Here is a 12318-nt window from a genome sequence, read left to right on the forward strand (position 1 = left end):
TTCTTAATCGAATCTTTGGTGCAACTGCGATGACGCTGACTTACTTCAAACGTTACCGCATGCAGTTTGAGATCGTGGACCTTGTATTGAACCAATCGCCGCTTCCCGAAGGTGTCGTCATGATACCGTGGAGCGACGATTTAGTACGCAGCCACGCTCGCGTCAAACACGAGTCTTTCCGCAATGAGATTGATGCTACCGTCTTCCCCTGTCTAGCCCAAGCCGACGGTTGCCTCAAATTGATGAACGACATTCGACGCCGCAGCAATTTTGTAGCAGAGGCGACATACTTGGCAGCCCTCCGCGATCCAATGACTGGAGTACTTTCTCCCGTCGGAACGATCCAAGGCTTGCTAGCCAGTCCCGTCGATGGCGCGATCCAAAACATTGGAATCGTACCGCAAGCACGCGGGAAGGGGATCGGTCGAGCGCTCATCACAGCATCTCTAGGCGGTTTCGCTATGGTCGGCTGCAGTAGAGTTCAACTAGAAGTAACGACACAAAACACCAGCGCAATTCGACTTTATGAGCGAATCGGCTTCAAACGCATTGAAACGGTTTTAAAAATGTCCGACGTCCAAATGGCCTAGAACTCGACGCCGTCTTAAGTCGTCAGATTTAAACCCCAGGAACATTGCTGAACACAGTTCCTGGGAGTAACTCCCCTAAGTCAACCGCTATTTCTTGAACTGCTCAAGCAAACGACCGGGACTTCCCATGATGTTGTAACCTGCATCGACGTGCAAGATCTCTCCGGTGATACCACTGCTGTAGTCACTTAGCAAATACGCGCCGGAGCGACCGACTTCTTCGTGAGTCACGTTGCGTCCGAGCGGAGCCATGTAGCTGTAGTACTCCTGCATTTCGCCAACACCGGCTGCAACACCCGCCAGAGTCTTAAGCGGACCGGCACTCACTGCGTTGACACGGACATTGTGCGGACCCATATCGTAGGCTAGATAACGCACGGTCGCATCGAGCGCAGCCTTGCAAATCCCCATGACGTTGTACCCGGGCACACATTTTTCCCCGCCGAAATACGTCATCGCGGCTACCGACGCGTTGTCGGCCAAATAAGGTCGCGCGGCGTTTGTTACCGCAATGAAGGAATAGCAACTGATATCCATCGCCAGTTTAAAACCATCACGACCCGTTTCGACTGTCTCTCGATCCAAGTCGGTTTTGTCGGCAAACGCGATGGAGTGGAGCAAAAAGTCGAACTTGCCAAGCTTGTCGGCGGCCATTTTCATGACCTTAGCAATGCTTTCGTCGTTCTGGACATCCAACGGCTCAAGAAAGGCAACGTTATCTGGATATTGATCGGTGCACTTACTGACGCGCAGCCGGTTTTTTTTGCGATCATCATCTTCTCGGTCAGGCAAGTGGGTAAAGCCACAGGTTCCGCCTTGCTCCATGATCTCTTTGGCAATTGCCCATGCGATCGAACGGTCATTTGCGACACCCAGAATTAGGCCTTTTTTGCCTTCAAACATTTTCATTATTTGCCTCTTGTTACGTTGGAAAAACCACGGCAGATAACATAACTTGCAATCATGCGTCTGCCCAGACGAGCTATGTTGAGCCAACCTTGCCTAGCCGTCAGCAAGCACACGAGTGGACGATTGCGAGCCGTTTCATAGAACCGGCATCTAGTCCGAAAAGCGATACTACACAGGCTCGTATAAAGAAATGGTCATCAAATTTAGCTAGCCAATAATCGAACTAACCATCCACCCTGTGGCGTATGCAGTTTGGTACGTGGTCTTGTCAGATTTGCAAAGAACGTAACTATTAGCAGTTCTGCAAACTGTGAAAAGACCGCAGTCGATACGTGGGGCTCTGGGCCGATACTGATGGATCGATCCAGCCTAATTTAAAGAGAAACCTAGTGCCGGAGAAGGAAGTCGCTGTGAACCTGCCCTTTATGCAACCCATTCTTGATTCGCATGCTTATCAGAGCTATCAGCGTCAGCGGCAAATGACGCTCGGCGACCTGCTGCTCGAAAATCGGATTGTTTTCCTTCAGGGGGAAATTTACACCGGTAACGCCAACGAAGTGGTCATGAAACTACTTTATTTGCAAAGCGAGAATCGTCGGAAAGACATTCACTTTTATCTGAATTCTCCCGGCGGCGAAGTCGTATCGACGCTGGCGATTTATGACACGATGCAAATGTTGTCATGCCCCGTCTCAACGTATTGTGTTGGTCAGGCGGCCAGCGGAGCGGCTGTGTTGCTCGCCGGTGGCGCCAAAGGCAAACGCTATTGCCTGCCAAATTCGACCGTCATGGTTCATCAACCTCACGGTGGTGTTCGCGGTCAAATTTCTGACATTGAAATTCAAGCTGCAGAGATCCTTCGTATGCGACAAATGCTGAACGAAATTCTCGCGCATCACACTGGAAAATCTGTCGCTGAAATCGCAAAAGATACTGATCGCGACTTCTTCCTAACTGCACAGGCTGCCAAGGACTATGGCTTGGTCGACGAGATCCTCGCCAAGACGCCGACCGAAGCATCCGATTCGCAGTAGTTGCGATTCAAATATTGACCAAAACTTCAGGCCCAACTGTCGCTGACGCACAATTGCTCGCCGGTTGGACCTGAGCTGAGAACTTACACTGACACCCAATATTTATTGACGGAGCTGAATTCCAATGCCAATGATCCCTTACGTTATCGAGCGCGATGGCCGCGAAGAGCGAGCTTATGATATCTATTCGCGATTGCTCAAGGATCGAATTATTTTTCTGGGATCCCAGGTTGATGACGAAATCGCCAATGCGTTAGTCGCGCAGATGCTTTTCTTGCAGTCGGACGATCCGAAAGCAGACATCCATATGTACATCAACAGCCCCGGCGGTTCGGTGAGTGCAGGGATGGCTATCTATGACACAATGCAGTTCATTTCTTGCGACGTCGCGACTTATTGTATCGGTCAAGCCGCGTCGATGGGCGCTGTGCTGTTGACTGCTGGCGCGGCGGGCAAGCGATTCTCGCTTCCGAATTCGCGGATCATGATTCACCAGCCCCTTGCTGGAATGCAAGGAACTGCAGAAGAGATCGATATTCACGTCAAAGAATTCCGACGTTTGAAGAAGCGCTTGAACGAGATCTTGATCAAGCATAGCGGCCAGACTCTCGAGAACATCGAAAAAGATACTGACCGCGATCGCTTTATGGCCCCCGAAGAAGCTGTTACGTATGGCTTGATCGACAAAGTCGTCGAATCGATGCCAAAGACCGCGACTCCGAGCTAGCGTCAACCTCCCCACTCTCGTTCCCAGGCTCTGCCTGGCAATGAACTGCCCCAGAGGCTCTGCCTCTCTTAATTCTCGTTCCCAGGCTCTGCCTGGGAATGAGCTGCCTCGGAGGCTCTGCCTCTCCGACAGGCTTGACACTAACAGCGAATACTAAGGCAGCACCATCGATGCTCCGGTTATGGCCGTGGATTGCATCAAGGCTCCGCGAAGACTCAGTGGCACCGGAGCGATTGTCCACGGTGCACAGTTGCCTGGACGGTAGTAGCCCAACGCGTACTGACATTCCGACGGTGGATTGATTCCCATCTTGTACGGCAAGAATGCAACGTTGCCGAAGAAGTGAGCTGATGAAATAAGCGGCTGCGCGATCGGACCGAATTCGTGCCCATAGCGTTCAAGCTGCGTATCTTGGAAGTACAAAGGCTTGTGACAGAGTCCCGAAGCTTGCCATGTAACAGTTGCTGGTACATACGATCGCACCGGAGCATCATCAGCCGACACGCCGCAGGTCATCGGCAGCCCCCAAACTTCGCTTACGTAAGCCAAATCGCTATCGCTCAAATCGCGCAGAAATACGCCCTGACGAGAACCGTCGGCAAGTTCCAATTCAACAGCGTCGTAGCGTAGATCGATCAGTCGACCATCGGTGATCGGTCGTCCTTTGAAATCTGTCCAGCCGCGTATCGGAGCTTGAGTAGCAAATTTTTCGCGACGCTCCTGCGCACTCTGCTTGTCTTTCGGACCAGTGCCGAAACTTGGCGAAACATCGAGGCGAATATTCGTGATCGGTGTCTCTAGCAATTGCGTGCGGATTGCATCGCAGTCGTTCAACATCCGCGGCTCGCCTTTCGGAGGAACGGGCGGCTGATTGCCATTTGGACGTTCTGGAGCATCATCTTCATCGGTCGCATTTTGATCCGATGGACTCTCGCGCAATTCTTCTAGATCGAGCTGCCGACTAGGCTCGCGGAAAGGGCTTGGCGGAGCAGCATCTTCCTCATCGCTGGGGATCAGCAGCGAACGAGGCTCCGTTGAATCAAGCGTACCGGATGGATCGGCTGTCGCTCCAGGAGCAGGCATTTGAAAGTTAGGCACCGGTGGAAGCGACTCATGTGAATCTTGATAGGCGACCTGCCGCACTGGATTTTCATATGGAGCGTCGCTGCGTGAAGTCCAGCTTGCATGCCCAACAGGTGCGCGGTTTTGACTGGCTTCTGGTTGTGGAGCCCGTTGCGCTTGCTGCTGTCGCTCCTGAGCAATCTCTTGCGAGGAGCGCGTCGTCCGCATAGGATTGCGAATTGCATTGGCAGCAGTTGCGGGATTCGGCGTGGTAAATGCCGCTTGGGCTGTCTGCGAACGGATCGGCGACGATGGCTGTGCAGCGTACGTTTGATCTGAGTAGCCTTCCACGGGTAACTTAGACTGCTCGACGCTTTTCCAACGCACGACAACTTGCCGATCTTGAGCATTGGTTGCCGTTGAGTTTGCGAAGGAGTCTCGCAAACGGTTGTTCAATTGCGATTGTTCATCGCGATTCCTGAAAGAATTGGTCGATTGCGAACTTGCAGGACTGGTGCGAGCTGTAGAATTTTGCAGCGGTGCAATCGATTGCTTGGCTGCAAATGGCTCGGGTGACCAGGTCGACTGTGCGGTAACGTCTTGCGCTATCGCTAAAGAAAAGAGAAGGCAAGCCGCCGATGCTGCGCCCCCCGGCAGCATTCGGCGGCTTGACTTCCTTTGTGCACTTCTAGTTGTGTTCGTCGCCGTGAGTGTACTCAGGGCTATAGTTGGGTGACTCTTGCGTGATGGCAATGTCGTGAGGATGATTTTCGCGAACTGTGGCAGCCGAGATTTTGATAAACCGTGCATCCGTGCGTAATTCCTCTATAGTCGCAGTTCCACAGTAGCCCATTCCGGCTCGTAAACCGCCAACCAATTGGTAAACGTAGTCAGCTAAGGGACCCTTGAACGGTACTCGGCCTTCGACACCCTCAGGAACCAACTTCGAAAGTTGATCTTGGCTGCCTTGCCGGTAACGTTCACTACTTCCTTTGACCATTGCTCCCAAGGACCCCATTCCTCGGTATGCTTTGAACGTTCGACCTTGATATAGGATCGTCCGTCCAGGGCTTTCGGCCAGCCCTGCAAACAGTCCGCCGATCATCACACAATTTGCACCCGCCGCAATCGCTTTGACAATGTCGCCGCTAAAGCGAACTCCACCGTCAGCAATCGTTGGGACGCCAGCTTTCGCCGCCGCCTTCGTCGCATTGTAAATCGCAGTAATCTGCGGAACCCCAACTCCGGAAATCACACGAGTCGTACAAATTGATCCCGGTCCGATTCCAACTTTCACCGCATCCGCACCCGCTTCCACCAAGTCTCGGGCACCTTGTTCGGTGGCCACGTTTCCGGCGATAACATCGATGTTGTAACGGCTCTTTAGCTGGCGAACCGTCTCGATAACATTCGCGGAATGTCCGTGGGCGCTATCAACGACCAACACGTCTACTCCACGAGCGATCAAGTGGTCCGCTCGGTCCAGGTCATGTACTCCAATCGCCGCACCGACTCGCAAACGTCCCTTGGCGTCTTTGCACGCTTTCGGGTACCGCTTCATCATGTCGATGTCTTTGATCGTGATCAGTCCTGTTAGTTTGTATTCTTCGTCAACCAGCAGAAGTTTCTCTACCTTTTTTTCCGTTAAAATTTGCTCAGCTTGCGCAAGCGTTACATTTCCTGTTGCAGTGACCAGATTTTCCCTGGTCATGACCTGATTTATCTCAAGATCTGCCGATTCCAAAAATCGTAAATCACGTCTGGTCAAAATCCCGACAAGTTTGTTTGTTTTGTCGACGATTGGCACACCAGATACGTTTTGCTCCTTCATGATGGCTTGAGCGCGGCTAACTGCATCGCCAGGTTGCAGCGTGACCGGATCGGAAATGATGCCATTCGCACTTCGCTTCACTTTGGTGACTTCTTCACCCTGTGACTCCAGCGTCATGTTTTTGTGGATAACCCCCAGGCCACCGACTTTTGCTAGCGCGATCGCCATCTCGCTTTCAGTAACCGTGTCCATTGGCGAGGAGAGCAGGGGGATCTGCAGTCGGATGTTGCGCGTTAGCTGCGTACTGACATCGGTCTGCGATGGCATAATAGCGCTGTAGCGAGGTTCCAGCAGGACATCATCGAAGGTGATGCCAGAATAGGCGAGCTTGTCTTCCATAGAGGCAGTTGCAGCCGGCGTTTCCACCGTGCACGTCGTTGAGGTTTGAGCGATCGTGGAAACCGGCAGATTATGGATGCAAAGAGGCATCTTGGCAACTCGTCCCGCCAGAGCAGGCTTTGGGACTGCTTCTCTCACCAGATCCAGCGACAAGTTCTGTCCAGCCTGCTGAATCCGCTTCGTTGAACCTTGGGAACAGAAGGCGTACTTAGGCGGCTACCTCGACCGGTGTTTTTGAGGCTTTAATGACGAGCAGGACATATTCAATGCCTGACAGAATGGTAAGCACGACCGCTCCCCAAATGCACACAGCTCGCGCCCAGTCCAGCCAGGAAGGTATCTGCGTATACAACAGCGAGATGAAAATTGCGATGATCGCAGCACACTGGAGGACCATTTTCCACTTACCAAGCTGCTTGGCAGAAAAATCGCCGCCCGCACCTTCCACCAAGCCCCGCAGCGAAGTCACCAAAAGTTCTCGAGCTGTAACGACCGTTACCATCCAAGACGCCAGCCCACTTCCGGCCTTTGTGCACAGGGCGATCATTGTCCCAATGATGATGACTTTGTCGACAAAAGGATCGAGAATACGGCCAAGCTTCGTAATTTGTTGGTATTTCCGCGCATACCAACCATCAACCCAGTCTGTCCCAACTGCTATCGAAAAACAGATGAGGGCGGGCAAATATGCGTTGAACTCGATCAGACCGAATACGACCAACGCAAGAAATAGTCGAGCCAGGGACAGCGCATTTGGAACATTCCAGATCCGAGCAGACATTTTCTTTTTTTCAATCAGCGAAGCAGACATGTTTGCCAGCAATCAGCCCCAGGGGATTCGTAATGCGTTGCGTCCGTCACAGCAGACAGTTTCAAGGCTCTGACTAGTTTTAGATGCTGCCGAAAGGCTTTCATCACGCGGGAAGTATAACTAGAGGCAACGTTATCGTCAGGCACACCGATTAGGAAACCTTGAACACCTGATTCGATCGCCACATCCGCCAAAGTATCCCGCGACAGTGCCTTAGGTTATTTGAAGGACGTGCAGCAATCTACCGAATGACTGCTGCGATTAAGTCGTAACCTTGGCTACCGACAATTTCAGCGCGGCAGAAATCTCCCACTTGCAGCGGCACCCCGTCCGCGCCAGTCAAGTAAACGACCGCGTCTACTTCGGGGGCATCGGCGTATGTCCGGGCCACAGCGACGTTTTTCTCTTCGTCAAACAACTTGTCCACCACCATATCCATCGTCGTACCAAGTCGGGCCTGAGCCCACGCAAATGCCGACTGCTGCTGAACAGCCATCAAGCGTTTCTGGCGTTCGTTCTTGATTCGTTGAGGCAGATGATCGGGTAGCTTTGCCGCGGGCGTATCCGGCTCGAACGAATAAGTGAATACGCCAAGCCGTTCGAAGTTGGCCTTCGCCACAAAATCCTCTAAATCCTCGTACTGTTCGTCGGTTTCGCCAGGAAAACCCACAATCATCGTCGTCCGAAGAACCAACGAATCGATGCCCTCGCGAAGCTTTCCTACCAAATCCGAAATCTGAGAGCTCGTTACACGGCGGGCCATCCGACGAAGCATCGTGTCGTTGTAATGCTGCAGCGGAATATCAATATAAGGCAATATCCGCTCAGAACTATTGATGGTTTCAATCAAACGGTCGTCAATGTACATCGGATAAAAGTACATCAGCCGAATCCAATCGATGCCATCAATCTTGTTTAGCTCTTGCAGCAATTCGGTCAGCCGCGGTTCGCCGTAGATGTCAATTCCATAGTAAGTTGTATCTTGAGCCACGATCACCAACTCGCGAACGCCGCGTTGCGCCAACGCTCGTGCTTCCCGAAGGATAGCGTCCATCGGTTTACTAGCATGTTTGCCCCGCATTTTTGGAATTGCACAGAACGTACACAACCGATCGCAGCCTTCAGAAATCTTTAGATAAGCAAAATGGCGAGGCGTTGCTGGGATTCGGACATCGTCAGACAAGGCTCGAATCGGGGCAGGGCGGAATATGGAACGCTGCTCCTGAATTCCGCTCAAAAACGAGTCGGCCAAGCTCACAATCTCATCGCGACCAAAAACGCCGACCAGTCCGTCAATTTCCGGCCGCTGCTCCAGCAACTGTTCTCGTTGACGTTCGGCCAAGCAGCCCGTCACCAACACCCCCCGAATTTTGCCTGTCTTTTTAAGTTCCAGCATCTGGTCGATCGTTTCCAGGGACTCTTTTCGTGCGGAATCGATAAAACCACAGGTGTTGATCACCACAAAATCACAATTATCAGGTGCATCGACCATCCGATAGCCATCGGCATGCAGCAGTCCAAGCATCTGCTCGCTGTCGACCAAATTCTTGGGGCAGCCGAGCGAAATGAAACTGTATGTTCCTTTGCTGAAGTTCTTTTCCGCATCGCCTTCAGCCATTTGTGGGCGAGGTCCTTGGTCAACGGCGGCAAGTATCGGTAAACTGTTCATGCGGTTTGGTGGCGACGACGGAGGTCGAACGGAAAAGAGCTGAGGAGTTCGGAAAAACTATCGGTGCGCTGTTGTAAAAGGCTCGCACGTGGCACGCTCCCAACGAAAGGGGGCGGTTATTTTTTTCCGGACCGATGCTTAGCATATGCGAAATCGCTCAAAACAAAAGGGAAATTGTCTCTCAAGCGTCCGGGAGCCTCGTAATTCCTTGCAGATTCTGATCACGTTGAACACCGCTTTCGACCTGCCCGCTGCAGTAACTTCCAATTTAGACCATTCCCCCCAGCTATTCGAACCAATTGAGCGCTACAATGCTTGACCGACAACTAGAACCCGAAGTGATGGCGGAATGGGCGGCGGCAGAATGCTACGATCAAATGGATCACACGGAAGTCAATCAACGCTTTGTCGATGATTTGTTGGCATGCGGAGAACTTGGAATTGACGTCTGCGACCTGGGTACAGGCACTGCGATGATTCCGCTCGAACTTTGCGAGCGAGTTCCTAAACTTCGAGTGATGGCAGTTGACGCCTCCGTCCCGATGCTGGAGCTGGCTCGATACCGCGTCGAAGTTGCCGGGCTTCGAGAAAGAATTCAGCTGAATCATTCAAACGTCCACGAGATGCCGTTTGCAGACCATTATTTCGACACGATCATATCGAACTCTCTGGTACATCATCTGGCAAAGCCATTAAAGTTCTTCGCAGAATGTGCACGCATTATTCGCCCGGGCGGTTTAGTCTTCGTACGAGATCTTCTTCGACCAGAGTCTGTCGAACAAGTCGAGCAGTTTGTTGAACAATACGCAGGCGACGAAAATGCAACGTCGCAACAACTTTTTCGTCAAAGCCTCTTGGCAGCATTAAGCCTTGAAGAAACGAAAGATTTTATCGAGCAGGCAAATTTGTCCGCCAGCAACTTGGAAGCGACGTCCGATCGCCACTGGACGTGGATTTGTCGTATCCCTGAATATCAGACCGTTTAATTTTGATACCTAACTAACCTATGCAGCAATACCTCAATTTACTGACTGATATTCTTGAGAATGGCACGGACAAATCGGACCGCACGGGAACTGGCACGCGTTCAGTCTTCGGTCGACAGTTGCGGTTTGATCTGGGCCAAGGCTTTCCGTTGCTCACAACCAAGAAGCTTCACCTGCGCAGTATTCTGCACGAACTGCTTTGGTTCTTGCGCGGTGAAACAAACATCCAGTACCTGAAAGAAAACCGCGTTAGTATTTGGGACGAATGGGCCGATAGCGACGGCGAGCTGGGGCCAGTCTATGGCAAACAATGGCGATCATGGCAATGTCCTGACGGGAAAACCATCGATCAGATACGCCAAGTTGAAACTGCTATCCGAACAACACCCGATTCGCGTAGACTCATCGTCAGCGCCTGGAATGTTGCGGACGTGGACAAAATGGCACTCCCACCCTGCCACTTGTTATTTCAGTTTTACGTTGCCCGCGGCAAGCTCAGTTGCCAACTCTACCAGCGCAGTGCAGACGTCTTCCTTGGCGTGCCTTTTAACATCGCTTCGTATGCCTTGTTGACTATGATGATGGCGAAAACAACTGGTTTGAATCCAGGTGAATTTGTGCACACTCTCGGCGATGCGCACCTTTATTCAAACCATTTTGAGCAAGCCAAACAACAACTTACTCGCGAGCCACGTCCGTTGCCGAGCTTGCAGATCCTGCGGCAACCAGAAAGCATCGTTGACTTTCAGTTCGATGATTTTAAGCTTGAAGACTATGACCCACATCCACATATCCCCGCTCCTGTTGCTGTGTAATCCAACTGCTGCGGTCAGCTAATTTATAAATACCCAACGTCGAAATGCTAAAAGGGGAATGACATCAGACCATCCATTTGCATCGTGGTCGCAGTGGCCCGTAACGGAGTTATCGGTAGTGAAAATGCACTCCCGTGGAAGCTCCGAAGTGATCTGCAACGTTTTAAGAGAACAACGATGGGTAATTGTCTGCTTATGGGACGAAAGACATTTGAGTCGATCCCTAAACCCTTGCCAGGAAGAACTTCGATCGTCTTGACCCGCAACGCATCCTATCAAATCGAGCATCCAAGTGTTCGGATAGTTCGTTCAATCGACGAAGCGATTCAGATTGTGCCTGCAAGTCAAAAACTCTTCGTCGTGGGCGGCGCAACGATTTACGAGCAAACCTTTGTACTGGCAGACAGTCTCCTGAAGACAAATGTCCTTGCGGATGTAGATGGCGATACCCGACTGCCGGATTGGGAACTGTCGGCTTGGCAAATGGAAGAAACCGAATATCTACCTGCTGGGGAACACGACCAGTTCGCCACACGCTTGGAACAGTGGACCAGACTACCGACCAATCAACATACCTAAGTACTCATGAATGCTTTGTTGTAGTATGAAAGTGTTCTCAGCATCCGGAATCAGATCGAGCGCTGTGAACGCACCATTGGGGTATTGGTAGTTGGCTTGCACAGGAATCACGTCTACTTCCGCAGCTTTGGCAAGCTTCATAGCACGTGTGAGGTGAATCGCGGACGTGATCAGTCCACAACGCTTCCCCTTCCAAAGCTCTGGTTGTGCTTTCAAGGACTGAATTTCTTCGAAAGTACTACGCCCCTGCAGTCCCGTGATGGCTGCCGCAGGAACATCAAGTCCAGTTAGAATTGCAATTGATTGCGCTTGAGGAGATTCTATTGGATCGCCTGTGCTTATTAGCGCATCGCCTGTCACGACAATCTTCTTGATGGCACCCGCATGATAAAGTCGCGCAGCCCAACCTAAACGCTCGCCACCAATATTCATTTGAGGCCGCATCCGCGGAGTCAGTCCTGTTCCACCACCCAAAACAATCGCGGTATCCAAAGGGGCCTCAATCGATGGTACCCATTCTGGATAGCGGTTTTCGAGTGGCATCGCGACCCAACGTACGACGGGATCGGTGGAAACGATACAAACCAGAAGGATAATACTGCCCAGCCAAGCGATTGTTTTTTCACCTTTTTGAAGGCCGATGATGGTGGCAAACATCGCGACAAGATAAATCAAACCAATAGGGTATAACCACCGCGTCGCAATCTTTTGAAGAACCAGGAGGTCTCCACCGATCACGCCAATGACGGCTGTAACAATCGGGTATGCGAAAGTTATCAGCAGAGCGAGGGCAAATTTCGTTCGTCCAAGTTGTTTATGATCTTTGCTAGCCGCGTTTGTATTCATTTGAGTGTGACTTGTGTAAGATATTGCCTAATGGATACCGCGAGCCCATACGCTTGGCCGCAATGACTACAACTCCCACCTTCCGTTGTACTTCCGAACGGACCACTTCAAAATAGACTC

At 51.6% G+C, this 12318-nt stretch carries 12 protein-coding genes; 6 read left to right on the plus strand and 6 right to left on the minus strand.

All coding sequences use genetic code 11. The features are described from left to right. Nucleotides 1-29: 29 nt before the first annotated feature. The gene (locus SH451x_RS19840; RefSeq protein ID WP_479358813.1) at nucleotides 30-590 is read left to right on the plus strand and encodes a GNAT family N-acetyltransferase; all 561 of its coding nucleotides are present in this window, start codon (nucleotides 30-32) and stop codon (nucleotides 588-590) included. 87 nt (nucleotides 591-677) lie between these two features. Here the strand turns inward: SH451x_RS19840 and SH451x_RS19845 are convergent, their stop codons facing one another. Next, nucleotides 678-1499: an enoyl-ACP reductase FabI gene (locus SH451x_RS19845; RefSeq protein WP_479358814.1), complete on the minus strand. Its 822-nt coding sequence runs from the start codon at nucleotides 1497-1499 to the stop codon at nucleotides 678-680. A gap of 425 nt (nucleotides 1500-1924) precedes the next feature. Here SH451x_RS19845 and SH451x_RS19850 point away from each other — a divergent pair, with 425 nt between their 5' ends. Then, entirely contained in the window at nucleotides 1925-2533 is a 609-nt protein-coding gene (locus tag SH451x_RS19850) for a ClpP family protease (protein WP_479362922.1), read from the plus strand. A 124-nt stretch (nucleotides 2534-2657) separates the two neighbouring features. Beyond that, nucleotides 2658-3260, plus strand: a complete 603-nt coding sequence (gene clpP, locus SH451x_RS19855) for an ATP-dependent Clp endopeptidase proteolytic subunit ClpP (RefSeq protein WP_479358815.1) — start codon at nucleotides 2658-2660, stop codon at nucleotides 3258-3260. A gap of 153 nt (nucleotides 3261-3413) precedes the next feature. On the opposite strand, the gene SH451x_RS19860 is transcribed toward clpP, so the two are convergent. The 4 genes from SH451x_RS19860 to rimO form a co-directional block, all read right to left on the minus strand. After that, nucleotides 3414-4982: a hypothetical protein gene (locus tag SH451x_RS19860; RefSeq protein WP_479358816.1), complete on the minus strand. Its 1569-nt coding sequence runs from the start codon at nucleotides 4980-4982 to the stop codon at nucleotides 3414-3416. 28 nt (nucleotides 4983-5010) lie between these two features. Next, on the minus strand, nucleotides 5011-6492 hold the full coding sequence (gene guaB / locus SH451x_RS19865; protein WP_479358817.1) for an IMP dehydrogenase: 1482 nt from the start codon (nucleotides 6490-6492) through the stop codon (nucleotides 5011-5013). A gap of 208 nt (nucleotides 6493-6700) precedes the next feature. Next, a complete protein-coding gene (gene pgsA, locus SH451x_RS19870; RefSeq protein ID WP_479358818.1) occupies nucleotides 6701-7273 on the minus strand; it encodes a CDP-diacylglycerol--glycerol-3-phosphate 3-phosphatidyltransferase in 573 nt (190 codons plus the stop codon). 271 nt (nucleotides 7274-7544) lie between these two features. Next, nucleotides 7545-8972, minus strand: coding sequence for a 30S ribosomal protein S12 methylthiotransferase RimO (rimO, locus tag SH451x_RS19875; protein WP_479358820.1), 1428 nt, complete (start codon nucleotides 8970-8972; stop codon nucleotides 7545-7547). Between the two features lie 311 nt (nucleotides 8973-9283). Between rimO and SH451x_RS19880 the strand changes: the two genes are divergently transcribed. From SH451x_RS19880 to SH451x_RS19890, 3 genes are all read left to right on the plus strand, one after another. Continuing rightward, nucleotides 9284-9958, plus strand: coding sequence for a class I SAM-dependent methyltransferase (locus tag SH451x_RS19880; RefSeq protein WP_479358821.1), 675 nt, complete (start codon nucleotides 9284-9286; stop codon nucleotides 9956-9958). A 20-nt stretch (nucleotides 9959-9978) separates the two neighbouring features. Continuing rightward, a complete protein-coding gene (locus tag SH451x_RS19885; protein ID WP_479358822.1) occupies nucleotides 9979-10773 on the plus strand; it encodes a thymidylate synthase in 795 nt (264 codons plus the stop codon). Nucleotides 10774-10857: 84 nt separating this feature from the next. Further along, on the plus strand, nucleotides 10858-11352 hold the full coding sequence (locus SH451x_RS19890) for a dihydrofolate reductase (protein WP_479358823.1): 495 nt from the start codon (nucleotides 10858-10860) through the stop codon (nucleotides 11350-11352). On the opposite strand, the gene SH451x_RS19895 is transcribed toward SH451x_RS19890, so the two are convergent. Continuing rightward, complete coding sequence (locus tag SH451x_RS19895) at nucleotides 11329-12198, minus strand: YdcF family protein (RefSeq protein ID WP_479358824.1); 870 nt, start codon at nucleotides 12196-12198, stop codon at nucleotides 11329-11331. The two genes, SH451x_RS19890 and SH451x_RS19895, sit on opposite strands and share 24 nt — an antisense overlap. Between the last annotated feature and the right edge of the window lie 120 nt (nucleotides 12199-12318).

Source organism: Njordella aestuarii, assembly GCF_056494165.1.